General features: G+C 67.2%; 13 protein-coding genes. 7 read left to right on the top strand and 6 right to left on the bottom strand.

Annotation, left to right across the window (positions count from 1 at the left end; all coding sequences use genetic code 11):
• Positions 1 to 32 precede the first annotated feature (32 nt).
• The 5 genes from FGU64_RS14950 to FGU64_RS14930 form a co-directional block, all read right to left on the bottom strand.
• On the bottom strand, positions 33 to 1601 hold the full coding sequence (locus FGU64_RS14950; RefSeq protein ID WP_139953918.1) for an indolepyruvate oxidoreductase subunit beta family protein: 1569 nt from the start codon (positions 1599 to 1601) through the stop codon (positions 33 to 35).
• Complete coding sequence (locus FGU64_RS14945) at positions 1598 to 3751, bottom strand: indolepyruvate ferredoxin oxidoreductase subunit alpha (RefSeq protein WP_139953917.1); 2154 nt, start codon at positions 3749 to 3751, stop codon at positions 1598 to 1600. The genes FGU64_RS14950 and FGU64_RS14945 overlap by 4 nt, the downstream gene beginning before the upstream one ends.
• A gap of 31 nt (positions 3752 to 3782) precedes the next feature.
• On the bottom strand, positions 3783 to 4268 hold the full coding sequence (locus FGU64_RS14940; protein WP_180375535.1) for a MarR family transcriptional regulator: 486 nt from the start codon (positions 4266 to 4268) through the stop codon (positions 3783 to 3785).
• A complete protein-coding gene (locus FGU64_RS14935) occupies positions 4265 to 5773 on the bottom strand; it encodes an NAD(P)/FAD-dependent oxidoreductase (RefSeq protein WP_246671352.1) in 1509 nt (502 codons plus the stop codon). Before FGU64_RS14935 ends, FGU64_RS14940 begins: the two co-directional genes overlap by 4 nt.
• 73 nt (positions 5774 to 5846) lie before the next feature.
• On the bottom strand, positions 5847 to 6638 hold the full coding sequence (locus tag FGU64_RS14930) for a cyclase family protein (protein WP_139953915.1): 792 nt from the start codon (positions 6636 to 6638) through the stop codon (positions 5847 to 5849).
• Between the two features lie 140 nt (positions 6639 to 6778).
• Between FGU64_RS14930 and FGU64_RS14925 the strand changes: the two genes are divergently transcribed.
• The 7 genes from FGU64_RS14925 to FGU64_RS14895 are packed head-to-tail and all read left to right on the top strand — an operon-like array spanning position 6779 to position 13962.
• A complete protein-coding gene (locus FGU64_RS14925) occupies positions 6779 to 8347 on the top strand; it encodes an NAD(P)/FAD-dependent oxidoreductase (protein ID WP_139953914.1) in 1569 nt (522 codons plus the stop codon).
• Positions 8348 to 8400: 53 nt separating this feature from the next.
• Positions 8401 to 8802 carry a RidA family protein gene (locus tag FGU64_RS14920; protein ID WP_136357343.1) on the top strand — a complete coding sequence of 134 codons (402 nt, stop codon included), beginning with the start codon at positions 8401 to 8403 and terminating at the stop codon, positions 8800 to 8802.
• A gap of 52 nt (positions 8803 to 8854) precedes the next feature.
• Positions 8855 to 10387 (top strand): ABC transporter substrate-binding protein, encoded by a 1533-nt coding sequence (locus tag FGU64_RS14915; protein ID WP_139953913.1) that lies wholly within the window; start codon positions 8855 to 8857, stop codon positions 10385 to 10387.
• Between the two features lie 52 nt (positions 10388 to 10439).
• The gene (locus tag FGU64_RS14910) at positions 10440 to 11447 is read left to right on the top strand and encodes an ABC transporter permease (protein WP_180375720.1); all 1008 of its coding nucleotides are present in this window, start codon (positions 10440 to 10442) and stop codon (positions 11445 to 11447) included.
• A complete protein-coding gene (locus FGU64_RS14905) occupies positions 11440 to 12291 on the top strand; it encodes an ABC transporter permease (protein WP_139953911.1) in 852 nt (283 codons plus the stop codon). Before FGU64_RS14910 ends, FGU64_RS14905 begins: the two co-directional genes overlap by 8 nt.
• Positions 12288 to 13178 (top strand): ABC transporter ATP-binding protein, encoded by an 891-nt coding sequence (locus FGU64_RS14900; protein ID WP_139953910.1) that lies wholly within the window; start codon positions 12288 to 12290, stop codon positions 13176 to 13178. The genes FGU64_RS14905 and FGU64_RS14900 overlap by 4 nt, the downstream gene beginning before the upstream one ends.
• Positions 13171 to 13962: an ATP-binding cassette domain-containing protein gene (locus FGU64_RS14895; protein ID WP_139953909.1), complete on the top strand. Its 792-nt coding sequence runs from the start codon at positions 13171 to 13173 to the stop codon at positions 13960 to 13962. Before FGU64_RS14900 ends, FGU64_RS14895 begins: the two co-directional genes overlap by 8 nt.
• Positions 13963 to 13968: 6 nt before the next feature.
• Here FGU64_RS14895 and FGU64_RS14890 read toward each other — a convergent pair whose 3' ends face one another.
• A complete protein-coding gene (locus FGU64_RS14890) occupies positions 13969 to 14892 on the bottom strand; it encodes an NADP-dependent oxidoreductase (RefSeq protein ID WP_139953908.1) in 924 nt (307 codons plus the stop codon).
• Positions 14893 to 14894: the final 2 nt, after the last annotated feature.

Below are 14894 nucleotides of genomic sequence, written 5' to 3'. Positions count from 1 at the left end.
CGGGGACTGGCCGCCTGCCCGGTGCCGGCGGATCAGCCGGCGTTCTGCGCCGGGCCGTCGGTAAACGAATGGACGGTCTTGATAGCACCGTCGAGCATCTTGCCTTCGGCGTCGGCAAGGGCGGCCTCCCGCAGCCGACGCAGCCAGTCGGCCGCATCCTGCCGGCCCCGGAGCAGCGGCAGGCAGGCCAGCACATGATCGAACTTCGACTGGCCGCGCGCATGGGTGTCGGAATAACCCTTGATGAGGCGGCGGCACTTCAGCACTTCCACACCGAGCGCGTAATCGCGCGCGCGCTCGGCTTCGGCCAGAGCCAGCCACTCCTTCGTGTGCGCGGCCTCGACCTTGTGGCGCAAAAGGCTGCGGCGGAAACGGCGCAGGCCACCGATGACCCACAGCATGCCGAAGCCACGGATGGTATCGGTGCGGATGCGCCGGCCGCGATCGACGAAACGGTTCAGCGTCTTCATCAGCCCCGGCCGCGCCTCGATGGCCGCGCCCAAGCCCGCCGGCATCAGGCCGACGATCTCCTCCATGCGCGGATGGAAATATTCCGTCGTGGCGAGCGTCTGGCTGTCGGCCAGCTTCACCTCGGCGCGCACGCGGTCGGCGCGGCCCGCACGGGTCTTCAGGTCGGCGACGCGCACGATGTCGTCATAGACCATGGCGTTGGCGACGTACTTCGCCGCCTCGCGAGAAAAGGCGAAGTCGTGCTCGGCGCTGTCTGTGGCGACGATGCGCTCGATCTGTTTGAGGTATTCCTCGCCGTAAGCGAGGTCCAGGAAGTCCACCGTTTTGCGCAGGCCAGGCTCGGCCATGTCGCGAACCGGTCCAGGCAGCGCGGCGGCGCGGCTGAGCAATTCCTGCCAGCCCTGCGCCAACCGCTGCGGAATGACGGTTGGGCGCGCTTCAGTGGGCTTGGCTGCGGCTTCGCCATCGCCGGTGGTGCCGGCCGCCCGATCATAGGCCAGTGCGAAGGCCACGAGGCTTGCCTGCGCACCCTTGCCGCCGGCGCCGATCGTGGCCTCGAACGCCTCACGCGAAAATGGCAGTTCACCGGAACCGGCGAGAGCGCCGAACAGGCTGGCCGAAACGACGCTGCCGGCCTTTTTCGCCATCGTCTCCATGTCGAAATGGATGAAGCGTTTGGCAGCGTCGCCGGAACGGCGGATCACCGTATCGGAATCGGCGCGGCCGTCGCCGGGCACGATCTTTTCAGAAACCGCCAGCATGCGGTGGCTTGAGGCGATCAGCGTGGTGCGCTCGGGCGTGACGAAGCCGCGTAGCACCGCGCGGCCGGCTTCCGCCAGCTCGGCTGCGATGAGGATATCGACGTCGCCCGGCGAGGGGCTGAGCGACAGCACCGGCTCGTCGTGCGGCCGAGCCGGATCGCGCGGCATCATCTCGACATAGTAGATGGTGGCGCCGGTGCGCTGCGCCACGCCGGCGACGGAGGTGGACTGCACATGCCACCCGGCGCGCTGGGCGACGTCAGTCACCCAGCCCGACAGCACGCCGCCGCCCTGGCCGCCGACGGCGAGGATGCAGATCTTGATGATGCGGCCGGTCGTGTCCGGCCCTTCAGGCAGACCGAGTTTCATGCCGCCTGCTCCCCGAATACGGGCCGGCCGCGTTCGCGCCGCCGCTGCAAGGCCGAGATCACCCGCTGCCTGAACCCGAACAGGAAGCGGTCCCAGCCGGTCGGGTTGGACACCACGTCGGCCTGGTAGAAGGAGGGGCACAGCACGGCTGCGTCCGCCACCTCGCCGCAATTGCCGCAACCGACGCAGTTCTCGTCGATGGAGGCGACGGGATCGTCGCGCAGCGGGTCGTCGAGGTGCTTGACCGTCAGCGACGGGCAGCCGGACAGCCGCATGCAGGCGTGGTCGCCGGTGCAGACGTCCTCGTCGACGCCGAACTTGGTTTTCACCATGCGCTTGCCTTCGGCCGCCATCTTCTTCTTCAGCGGCGCCTCACGGCGCTGGCGGTTCAGCATGCACTCGGAGGAGGCTACGATGACTTTCGGCCCCTTCTCCTCGGTGGTCAGCGCCTCCTTCAGCGCCGCGCGCATGGCACCGACATCGTAGGTGCGCTCGATGTGGCGCACCCAGTTCACACCCATGCCCTTGATCGCCTCGGTGATCGGATGCTTGGTCGATTTCGTCCGGTTGTTGGCGCGCGAAGACAAAATATCCTGCCCGCCGGTGGCGGCCGAATAGTAGTTGTCCACCACCACGATGACGCCGTCGTTCTTGTTGAAGACGGCGTTACCGATGGAGGACGTCAGGCCGTTGTGCCAGAAGCCGCCGTCGCCGACGAAGGAGATGGAGCGGCGCTTGGCGTCGGGCGAATTGAAGGCCGAAGCCGAGGCCGGGCCGAGGCCATAGCCCATCGTCGTCGCACCCAGCTCGAAGGGCGGCATGATCGAGAACAGGTGGCAGCCGATGTCGGAGGCGATGTGGTGCTGGCCGAGTTCCTGTTCGGCCAGCTTGGTGGCGGCGAAGATCGGCCGCTCCGGGCAGCCGACACAGAAGCCCGGCGGCCGCGCCGGCACGGTCCTGGCGAGGTCGTCGTAGATCGGCGGCGCCGGCACGTTGGGCGCGCGGATTTCCGGCGCCAGCATGTCGCCGGCGTGCTGGCGCAGGAAGGCGCCGATGCCGTCGAGCATGACCTGGCCGGTATATTCGCCGGCCATCGGCAATAGGCCCTTGCCTTCCAGCCTCACCGAGGCGCCGGCCTTGTAGAGCATGGAGCCCAGTTCCTGCTCGAGATAGTCGGGATGGCCTTCCTCGACGACCAGAACCGCTTCCTTGTCGGCGCAGAAGCCGACCAGTTCGTCCTCGACCAGCGGATAGGTGACGTTGAGAACATGCAGCGGCACCTCGGTGTCGCCATAGGCGTCGGCGAGGCCGAGCCGCTGCAGGGCGCGGATGACGCCATTATACATGCCGCCCTGCATGACGATGCCGACCGGACCATTGCCGCCGAACGTTTCGTTCAACTTATGGCGCCTGATGTAGTCGATGGCCGCCGGCCGCCGCTTGGTGATCTTTTCCTTCTCGTGCAGGAAGGAAGCGGGCGGCAAAACGATGCGCTGGGTATCGCGGCGCGGGTTTTCCAGCGCCTCGGCCACCGTCATGGTCGGGCGCTTGTTGTCCTTGGCGGTGAAGGAGCCGTGCACGTGGCAGCAGCGGATGCGCACCTGCAGCATGACCGGCGTGTTCGAGGCTTCCGACATCTCGAAGCCGTGCTCGACGGCGGCGACGATGGAGGGCAGGTTCGGCCGCGGATCGAGCAGCCAGACCTGGCTCTTCATGGCGAAGGCATGGCTGCGCTCCTGCATGATGGAGGAGCCTTCGCCGTAATCCTCGCCGACGATGATGAGCGCGCCGCCGGTGACGCCGCCGGACGAAAGGTTGGCGAGCGCGTCGGAAGCGACGTTGGTGCCGACGGTCGACTTGAAGGTGGCGGCACCGCGGATCGGGTAGTGCACGGAGGCCGCCAGCATGGCGGTGGCAGTGGCTTCCGAGGCGCTCGCCTCGAAATGCACGCCGAGTTCGCCGAGGATTTCCTGCGCGTCGGCCAGCACGTCCATCAGGTGGCTGATCGGCGCGCCCTGGTAGCCGCCGACATAGCCGACGCCGCATTGCAGCAGCGCCTTGGTGATGGCGAGAATGCCTTCGCCGGTGAATTCCTCGCCGGCGCCGAGCTTCAGCTTCTTCACCTCTTTGGCGAACGATCTCTCGGCCATTGGGTCATCTCCTCAGATTTGTGCCGGCGCCTCAGAAGTCGTGCTTGCGGATGTTGCGCAGCATCTTCTGCAACGTCGCCACGAAAGCGGCACGTTCCTCGGCGTCGATGCCCTTGAACATGCGCGCATAGCTCTTGCGCATCGTCGGCCACAGCGTCTCGAAGGCGGCGCGCCCCGCCTCGGTGACGGAGACGCGGGTGGCGCGGTTGTCGGCCGGATCGGCGATGCGGCGCACCAGCCCGTCGGCCTCCAGCGAATCCAGCGCGCGGCTCAGCGTCGATTGCTCGGCCACCGCATAGACCGCCAATTGCGAGATCGTCGGCCCCTCGATGACGGACAGCACCGCCAGCGCCCGCATCTTCGGCGTCGTCAGGCCGAGCTTGGCAAGGTCGTGGCGCAGCGAGGCGTTGTAGCGGCCCATGATGCGGTTCATCAGGTAAGGCGCGAACTGTTGCAGGCCGATCTCGCCGAGGCGCGGGCCTTCCGCCTGTTCGCCGATGGTTGCGCGGTCGTTCATCCGAACTCCTTGGCAACGAGGAAGCCCGAGCCGCCGCCGAGGCCCGGACCCGGATGGGTGGAGGCCCCGATGTGATAGAGGGAGCGGATCGCCGTGCGGTGGTTGACCGAACCGGCGAGGGGACGCCAGACGAAGAACTGGTCGATGGTGCAGGCGCCGCCATACGGGTCGCCGCCGACGAGATTGACGTTCATCGCCTCCAGATCGGCAGGAGAATAGGCGCGCCGCGCCAGCACGGTCTCGCGGAAACCCTCGATGTGGTTGGCGAGGATCGCCTCGATACGGTCGGCGAAGGCCTCGCGAATGGGCTCATCCCACGTTCCTTGCGTGGGAATGGTGCCCGCCGCATCGCCCTTGATGGCGCGCGGCGCGTCCGGCACCTGGATCCACAGAATCGCCTTGCCTTCGGGGCAGCGCGATGGATCGAGCGCCGCCGGCTGGCCGACGCATAGCGTCGGCGTCTCGGGCAGCATGCCGCGCGTCGCCTCGTTGTGGGACTTGGAGACGGCGTCGATGCCGTCGGTAAGATGGGTGAGCGCGACTTTTTCGAGCCCCTGCGTTTTCCAGCGTGGCGCGCGGTCGAGCGCATAATGGAGCTGGAAGTCGCCGCGACCGTGACGATAGGCGCGCGTTGCCTCGCGCGCGGGGGCGGGTGCGTCATCGCCGAGGAGCCGGCCGTAAAGCTGGCTTGGCGGGACCGAAGCGATGACGGATTTTTTCGCCTCCATCTCCTGCCCGCCGGAAAGCCGCACGCCGACCGCCTTGCCGCCGCGCACCAGGATGCGCTCGACGTCGGCTCCGGTCCGGATTTCGCCGCCGTGCTCTTCTATGAGGCCGCGAAAGGCATCCGCCGCCTTGCCGGCGCCACCCTTGACGATCGGCGCGCCAGCCGCCTCCAGTGCGAAGGCGACGACCTTGCCCATCTCGGCCGAATAGGTGTCTTCCGGCGACAGGCCGCAATGCAGCGTCCAGGGCGCGTAGAGCGCCTGGATCTGCGGCGAGGCGTAGCCTGCCTCCAGCCAGCCGCGCGCAGGCCTGAGCGCAGTGCCGAAATAATCGACCAGCCCGCGCAGGCCGCGCCGCCAGGCCTCGCGCGCCAGAAGCTTTGCCGTGGCGAAACTCCACAACTGCCCGCCGAGCAGGCCGAACAACAGCGGCGCGTTCGCTTCGATCGAGCCGACGTCGGCGGCGTGGCGGTCGCCGTCGCCGACTGAGAGGGCGTTGAAGGCCGCGACGTTGGCGGCGCGATCCATCGTCAGCACGACGCTGGAGCCGTCCGGCCTGAGCACCGCCGTCGGATGCGGCGTATGGCAGAATTCGAGCCCGTGGCGGGCAAGGTCCTGACCGAGCGCGGCATGGGCCGGGCCGGTCAGGAACAGCACGAAGGTGGCCGCCATCACGTCATGGGTGAAGCCGGGAAGCGTGGCGGCGCTGCTCATCATGCAGCCGCCGAGACGCTCCTCACGCTCCAAGAGCAGCACCGACGCGCCCTGCCTGGCCAGCATCGCTGCCGCCACCAGTCCGTTGATGCCGCTGCCGATGATGACGTGATCGTGGGCCACGGTCGTCGGCCCGCGATCAGGCCCGCGGCACCAGTGCGAGCGCGCGGATCGGGCTGCCGGTGCCGTGGACGATCTTCAGCGGCGCCGCGATCAGGATAGCGCCCTTGGCCGGCAACTTGTCGAGGTTGCACAGGCTGGCGAGGCCGTAACGATTGGCCTTGTGCATCATGTTGTGGGCCGGGAAGGGCGGCGTCATGCCGCCGGCCGCGCCCGCGTCGGTGCCGATGCACTGCGTGCCCCAGCCGATGGCGCCGCGCTCGATGATGTACTCGATGCAGTCCACCGTCGGGCCCGGCGAATGCGGACCGTTGGCATCGGCGTTGAGGAAGGTTTCTTCCGAGCCGTTGCGCTTGTCCCAGTCGGTGCGCATGACCACCCATTCGCCCTTGCCGATGGCGCCGTGCTTGGCTTCCCAGGCCTTCACGCCGTCGGCGGTCAGCAGGAAGTCATGGTTCTTCGCCGATTCCGCCGAGCAGTCGATGACGTTGACCGGCGCCACGAAATTGCGCGGCGCGATGGTGTCGGTGTAGCCGTCGGAATAATCCTTGCCGGTGATCCAGTGGTGCGGCGCGTCGAAATGCGTGCCGGAATGCTCGCCGATCTTCAGCCAGTTCCAGGCCCAGAATGGCCCGTCCTTGTCGTACTCCGAGATGGAATGGATTTCGATCTTCGGCGTGTCCTTGGCCAGTTCCGGCGGCAGCTTCAAAAGCGGCGTGTCCGGTCCGAGCGGCGCCGACAGGTCGACGACCTCGACCTTTCCACTCAACAAAAGCTCGGCCAGGCTGGCGAGCGCGCTTGCTGCGGTCATGGATTTTCCTCCTGATTGCGTGTCGTGCGGACCCTGCGCCGGCTCGGCGATGCTTGCCGTTCGCGCCGGTTTTCCTCCACGAGAAGGCTAGACGAGTTTAGATGCATATGCAAATATCATTTTAGGGGTAAAATAATTCCATGGCCCAGTTCGATGCCATTTTCATTGGCGCGGGACACAACGCGCTCGCCGGTGCCGCGCATCTGACCAGGCGCGGCTGGAAGGTCGGGCTGTTCGAGGCCGCCGACCGTCCGGGCGGTGCCGTCAAGACGCTGGAACTGACCGAGCCGGGCTTCCGCCACGACCTTGCCGCCATGAACCTCAGCCTGTTCGCGGGCTCTGCTTTCAACAAGGTTTACGGCGCGGATCTGGCGAAACACGGGCTGGAATTCGCCCCCGTGCAGGACTGTTTCGCCTCTGTGTTTGCCGGCGGGCGCTGGGTTGGCGTGTCGACCGATCTCGCCACTACTGTGGCGCGCATCCGTGCCTTTTCCGAGCGCGATGCGCACACGTGGGAAAGCCTCGTTGCGGTGTTCCCGGCGCGCGCCGAACTGATCTTCTCGATCCTCGGCGGACCGATGAAAAAGCGTGCACTTGCACGTATCCTGTTTTCGCTGTGGCGAAAGGCGGGACTGTCAGGCGCGCTTGAACTGGGCCGTTTCCTGCTGTCCTCGCCGCGCGCGTGGCTGGACGAGACGTTCGAGAGCGCGGAGGTGAAGGCGCTGCTTGGCGCCTGGGGCCTGCATCTCGATTTCGCCCCCGACATCGCCGGCGGCGCCGTCTTCCCCTACCTCGAAGGCATGGCCAACCAGAGCTTCGGCATGGTGCTCGGCAAGGGCGGCGCCGACACGATGGTCAAGGCGCTGGCCGCCATGGTGGAAGCCGGTGACGGCACGATCGAATGCAACGCCCGCGTCGAGCGCGTGCTGACCGAGGGCGGCCGGGCAACCGGCGTGATGCTGGCCGACGGGCGCCGCATCGAGGCCGGCCGCGCCGTCGTCGCCACCGTCGCGCCGGGCGCCCTGACGAGACTGTTGCCGCAGGGCTCGGGCGAGGCCGGCTTCGACGACAAGATGCGCGCCTTCCGCCACGCGCCGGGCACGATGATGATCCATCTGGCGGTCGACTCGCTGCCGGACTGGTTCGATCCCGAACTGAAGCGCTTCGCCTATGTCCATGTGGCGCCGTCGCTCGACGTCATGGCGCGCGCCTATCAGGAGGCGCAGGCCGGGCTGCTGCCGGCGGAGCCGGTCATCGTCGTCGGCCAGCCGACGGCCATCGATCCCGGCCGCGCGCCGGACGGCAAACATATTCTCTGGCTACAGACGCGCGTCGTGCCGGCCGAGATCAAGGGCGACGCGGCCGGCGTCATCGGCGAGCGCGACTGGGAAGCGGTGCGAGAGACCTATGCCGACCGGGCCATCGCCATCATCGAACGCCATGCGCCGGGCCTTTCGGCAAAAATCATCAAGCGTACAGTGATGAGCCCGCTGGACCTCGAGCGCGGCAACGCCAACCTGGTCGGCGGCGACCAGATCTGCGGCAGCCACCATCTGGCGCAGAACTTCCTGTTCCGCCCCGCGCCGGGTTTCGCCGACTGGAGCACGCCGGTGAAGAACTTCCATCTCGCCGGCGCCGCCACCTGGCCGGGCGCCGGCGTCGGCGCCGGATCGGGCTTCCTGCTTGCAAGGCAACTCGCCGGCGGATGACGATGCCGGGCGGTCGCCCGGCCTCCAACGCACGGATCAGCAAGGAATAGGCAATGAAACGCAAGGCGATCAATCCCAGCAGCCTCTACCAATCGGTGCCCTTCGGCTTTTCCCATGCGGTCGAGCAGAACGGCGGCCGCACGCTGCACCTCTCCGGCCAGGTCGCCTGGGACGGCGAGGGCAGACTGGTCGGCGCGGGCGATCTCGTCGCCCAGACACGGCAGGCGCTGGCCAACCTGAAGGTCGTCCTGGCCGAGGTCGGCGCGACGCCGGCCGATGTCGTGCGGCTCAGGACCTATGTCGTCAATCATTCGCCTGAAAAACTCGGGCCGGTCACGGCCGAGATCGCTGCCTTCTACGGCGACGCGCTTCCGGCCGCCAACACCTTCATCGGCGTTCAGGCCCTCGCTTTGCCGGACTTCCTGGTGGAAATCGAGGCCATCGCGGCTCTCTGAGAAAGAGCCGGCCATCTCATCGTCAACAGGTCAATGCAAGGGGAACAACAGCATGAAACCGCATCCAGACAGACGAACGCTTCTCAAACTTGCCGGCGCCAGCGCCATAGCCGCGGGCCTGCCGCGCCTCGCCATCGCCCAGAGCAAGGACGAGCTCACCATCGCCTACAACGTCAACCTGCCCTCCTGGGACCCGACCACCGGACCGTCGGCGGTCAACCCGACCATCCAGGGGCTCTACCAGTCGGTGTTCGACCAGTTCATCCTGCAGAAGCCGGACCTGTCCTTCGCGCCCGGCCTGCTCACCGAATGGGGCTGGAGCGACGACCACAAGCAGATCCACATGACGGTGCGCGACGGCGTCACCTGGCATGACGGCAGTCCCTTCACCGCCGAGGACATCGCCTGGTCGCTGGAGCGCGCCGGCAAGGCCGAGACCGGCAACCCGATCCAGTTCGTCTGGGCCAAGATCGGCAACATCAAGGCCGACGGCAATCGCGTGACCGCCGACGTGCTGGAATTCGAGCCGACGATCTTCAAGTGGATGTCGTTCCTCACCGGCTACGTGCTGCCGAAGGCCTATTACGAGAAGGTCGGTCCGGAAGGTTTCGAGAAGGCGCCGATCGGCACCGGCCCCTACATGGTCGAGAAGTTCGAGCAGAACGCCTTCATGCGGCTCAAGGCCAATCCGAACTACTGGGGCGGCAAGCCGGCGTTCGAGAACGTCACCATCAAGTTCGTCACCGACGCGGCGAGCCGCGTGGCCGAGCTCGAATCCGGCAACTCGCAGGTGACGCTGGAAATCCCTTACGAGGAATATGACCGGCTGATCGCCAACGACGGGCTGGCCGGCTCCTGCGAGACGGTGTCCGACATCGGCATGATCTTCTTCAACGACATCGATGTCATGCTCGACGCCAATGTGCGCCACGCCGCCGTTATGTCCGTCGACAAGAAGCTCCTGGTCGACCGGCTGCTGCGCGGCTACGGCCTGCCGCTCGACACGCTGGAGACGCCGGAATACGAGGCCTACGATCCGTCGATCAAGGTCGAGTACAATCCGGAGAAGGCCAAGGAACTGCTGGCCGCCTCCGGCTATTCGACCGACAAGCCGGTCAAGTTCACCATCCAGACGACCAAGGGCTTCAAGCCCAAGGACTACGAGATGATCCAGGCGATCGTCGGCATGTGGCGCAAGGTCGGCATCGAGGCGACGATCGAGGTCTACGAGATCGCCAAGCACTTCGAATTGCGCGCTGCCGACAAGCTGGCGCCGGCAGCCTTCTACAACTGGGGCAACGCCGTCGGCGACCCCACCACCTCGACGGGTTTCGCCATGTACGGGCCGAGCCCCCATTCGGTGTGGGACAGCCAGGATGTCATCGACGCCATCAACCCGCTGTGGGGCGAGGCCGACGAGGCCAAGCGCATCGCCGGCTGGAAGGCGGTGTCCAAGCTGGTCGCGGACAACGCTTATGTGCTGCCGCTGCTGCAGTACGCGCAGCCGATCGTGCACGCCAAGGGCGTCAACGTGGTGCAGCACAAGTCCGGCGCGCTGCTGCCGGCGCTGATGACGCCCGCCTGATCGCGGACGGCTCCGGTCCGGTTCATGCCGGGCCGGAGGTCATCAAGCCATGCTGCTTCTTCGCCTCACCTTCTCGCGGCTCCTGACCACGCTGATCACCCTGATCGGCGTGGCCGTCATCGTTTTCGTCGTCATCCGCGTGGTGCCCGGCAATCCCATCGCCATGATGCTGCCGCCCGGCGCCTCGGCCGCCGATATCGACCGGCTGAAGGCGCTCTACGGACTCGACAAGTCCATCGCCGAGCAGTTCCTCATCTGGTTCGGCAACGTGCTGCACGGCGATTTCGGCACCTCGATCACGACGCGCCAGCCGGTTCTGTCGCTGGTGCTGGACCGGCTGCCGGCGACGCTGGAGCTGTCGATCATGGCGCTGGTCATCGCCGTCATTATCGGCGTGACGCTTGCCATCCTCGGCACGCGCCTGCGCGGCCGCAAGGCGGAAGCCGGCATCGACGTCGCCAACGGCATCGGCCTCTCCGTGCCGGATTTCCTGTGGGGGCTAGCGCTGATCCTGTTGTTCGGCGTCATCTGGCCGGTGTTCCAGATTTCGGGGCGCGTGTCGCCCAGCCTCGACCTGCCCTTCACCAGCCAGTTCTACCTGTTCGAGAGCATCATGCGGCTGCGCTTCGACCTCACCGCCGACCTGCTCAGCCACATGTTCATGCCGGCGCTGGCGCTGGCGCTGCCCTTGGCGGCGATCATCTCGCAACTGCTCAAGCAGTCGCTGAAGGAGACGGTCAATCTCGACTATTCCGTGCTTGCGCGCACCAAGGGCTATTCGGAGACCAGGGTGATTCTGTCCGAAGCGCTGCCGAACTCGATCCTGCCGACGCTGACGCTGGTCGGCGTGCAGTTCACCTTCCTGATCGGCGGCACCATCATCGTCGAGCGGCTGTTCTCCTACGAGGGGCTCGGCAACATGGCGATCGACGCCGTCATCAATCGCGACCTGCCGCTGATCCAGGGCATCGTCATCCTGTTCGCCATCCTCTTCACCTTCGTCAACCTGGCCGTCGACATGACCTACGCCTTCCTCAACCCGAAGCTGCGTCATGCTTGACGGTCGCGGCCTGATCCGCCGGCGCGCCGGCGCGCGGCTCTGGCTTTCCGGCCTGTGGCTCGCCCTGTTCGTGCTGGCCGCGGTCCTCGCGCCGCTGATCAGCCCGCAGGACCCGCTGGCGCAGGACCTGATGCTGGAAAGGCTGCCGCCAGCCTGGATGGCGGGTTCCGAACCGGGCTATTGGCTGGGTACCGACAGCCTCGGCCGCGATGTGCTCACGCGCATCATCTACGGCGCGCAGGTGGCGCTTGCCGTGGCGCTGGTCGCCGGCCTTGCCACCTGCCTGATCGGCTCGGCGCTGGGGCTGGTCGCCGGCTTCTATCGCGGCTGGGCCGACCGCATCATCTCGCGCATCGTCGATATCTGGATGGCTTTCCCGCCGGTGCTGTTCGCCATCCTGCTGATCGCAGTGCTCGGCACCGGCCTGTCCTCGGTCATCCTCGCCATCGTCATCATCGACTGGACGCGGTTCTGCCGGGTGGTGCGGGCGGAGACGCTGAACCAGTCGAAGATGGACTACGTCCACAGCGCCAAGGTCGCCGGCTTCACCCGTCTGCGCACGCTGCTGGCTGAAATCCTGCCCAACGTGCTGCCGACCATCGTCGCGCTACTGACGCTGGAGATGGGCATCGCCGTCATCGTCGAGGCGATCCTGTCCTTCGTCAACCTGTCGATCTCCACCGACCAGCCGACCTGGGGCGGCATGATCGCCGAAGGCCGCACCTCCATCCATCAGGCGTGGTGGGTGCTGGTGTTCCCGCTGATCGCGCTGTTCTTCACGGTGCTGTCCTTCGCGCAGTTCGGCGAGGGCCTGCGCGAGCGCTTCGACCCGGTGCTGAGATGAGCGGCTTCCTCGAAATCCGCGGCCTGTCGGCAAGGCTCGCCGGCACCGGCCAGCGGCTGCTGCGCTCGGTCGACATTTCGCTTCCCGCCGGCTCCGTGCGCGGCCTCGTCGGCGAAAGCGGCGCCGGCAAAAGCATGATCGGCAAGGCGGTGCTCGGCGTGCTACCGAAGGCCGTCGAGATCGTCGAGGGCGAGATCCTGCTCGACGGGCAGGACCTTTTGAAGGTGCCGCCGACCGAGCGGCGCCGGCTGATCGGCGCCAAGGCGGCGCTGATCCCGCAGGATCCACTGACGGCGCTCAATCCGTCGCGGCGCATCGGCCCGCAGATCACCGACCGGCTGGTCGACATCCTCGGCTGCGAGAAGGCGCGCGCAGCCAGCCGAGCGCTCGAGGTTCTGGCCGAAGTGAGCATTCCCGAGCCGGAGCGCGTCATGCGGCTCTATCCGCACGAACTGTCGGGCGGCATGCGCCAGCGCATCCTGATCGCCTCCGCCTTCGCCGCCGAGCCGAAGCTGATCGTCGCCGACGAGCCGACGACGGCGCTCGACGTGACCGTGCAGAAGCAGATCCTCAAGCTGATATCCGCCTTGCAAGCGCGCCACGGCACGGCGCTTCTGTTCGTCACCCACGACCTCGGCGTCGTCTCGAAAGTCTGCGACACGCTGTCTGTGCTCTATGCCGGAAAGGTGGTGGAGGACACCACGGTCCAGCACTTCTTCGCCGCGCCGCAGCATCCCTACAGCCAAGCCTTGCTGGCCGCGACGCCGCGCCACACCGATCCGGCGGCCTCGCTCCAGCCGGTGCCGCAGGCGGTGATCGACGCGGCGATGGCCGAGGTCGCGGCCGACGATGCCGCCTGGCGCCCGCAGGGAGGCGCGCATGGCTGACACCATCTTCCAGGTCTCCGACCTGCGCGTCGACGTGCCCGACATGACGCGCAAGCCGCTGTTCGGCGCCGCACCCCGGCTGGAAATCCTCAAGGGCATTTCTTTCGATATTCCGCGCGGCGCGGTGCTCGGCATCGTCGGCGGTTCCGGTTCGGGCAAGACGACGCTGGGCCGCACGCTCGTGCGGCTCATCGAGCCGAGCGCCGGCCGCCTGCTGTTCGATGGGCAGGACATCGCGCATCTTTCCGATACCGACATGCGGGCGCTCAGGCCGCGCATCCAGATGATCTTCCAGGACCCGATGTCGTCGCTCAATCCGCGCCTGACGGTCGGCCGCACCATCGCTGCGCCCCTCAGCGCCGGGGCGGGCGATCCGCGCGTCAAGGCCGCGCTGGAGCAGGTCGGGCTGCCGGCGGCTTTCGCCCGGCGCTACCCGCACGAACTGTCCGGCGGCCAGCGCCAGCGCGTCGGCATCGCGCGGGCCATCGCCATGAGGCCGGACTTCATCCTCGCCGACGAGATCGTCTCGGGCCTCGACGTGTCGTCGCAGGCGCAAGTGCTGATGCTCTTGGAGCAACTGGTGGCCGAGCTCGGCCTGACGCTGGTCTTCATCAGCCACGACCTGTCGGTCATCCGCCGGCTGTGCAGCCGCGTCATCGTGCTGCGCTCGGGCGAGATCGTCGAGGATGCTGCGACCGCAGACCTGTTCGAGCGGCCGCAGCACGCCTATACGCGCGAACTGCTGGATGCCATTCCCATCCCCGATCCGTCGATCCGCTGGTAGGTGCGGCTACAGCAGCGTAAGCACGATCTTACCGCGCACATGACCCGTATCGGAAAGGCGCTGCGCCTCGGCATAATCCTCGAAACGGAGCACCTTTTCGACGGTCGGACGGATGACGCCTGAGCGGACCCGGTCGAGCAGCGCGTCAAGCACGGCCCGATCCGGAAACACCTGCGCCACCTTCACGGTGACGCCGAAAGCCTCGTGGCGATCCTCGAACGGCGCGGCGTTGAGATAGGCCATGGTGCCACCGCGCTTCAGCACCGGATAGCTGCGTTGGTGGACCTCTCCGCCCATCAGGTCGAAGACGACATCCATGTCGCGGAAGACGGTTTCGAACGCCACCTCGTCGTAGGCGGCGACCTCGTCGGCGCCGAGGCCGCGCACATAGGCCGCGTTGCGGGCCGAACAGGTGGCGAAGACCTGTGCCCCGGCCGCGCGGGCGATCTGCACGGCCATGCCGCCGACGCCGCCGGCCGCCGCATGGACAAGCACACGGTCGCCGGCCTTCACGCCGGCGGTATCGATGAGGCCGATCCACGCGCTGGTCCCGGCGAGCGGCAGGCTCGCGGCGTCGGTGAAGGAGAGGTCGTCGGGGATCGGCGCCACGATTGCGGCGGGCAGGGAGATCTCCTCGACCCAGCTGCCGACGCCGCGCGGCGCCAGGAAGCAGACGCGCCGGCCCTTGAGGTCGGCCGGCACGCCTTCGCCCGTCCCGACAACGACACCGGCGCCGTCGCGCCCGGTGCCCGAAGGCAGGGCGGCAAGGTTGGCACCCAGCATCCCGCGACGAATCTTGCCGTCGACCGGATTGGCGCTCACGGCACGGACCGCGACCACGACCTCACCCGGTCCGGCGACGGGATGCGGCACCTCGACCATCTCCAGCACCTCGGGACCGCCATGGCGGGCGAAGCGGACAGCGCGCATGG

Origin of the sequence: Mesorhizobium sp. 8, from assembly GCF_006351905.1 — a bacterium.
Lineage (GTDB): Bacteria > Pseudomonadota > Alphaproteobacteria > Rhizobiales > Rhizobiaceae > Mesorhizobium > Mesorhizobium composti.
Note: the sequence above shows the minus strand (reverse complement) of the source record. Positions and strands in the feature narration are given on the sequence as shown.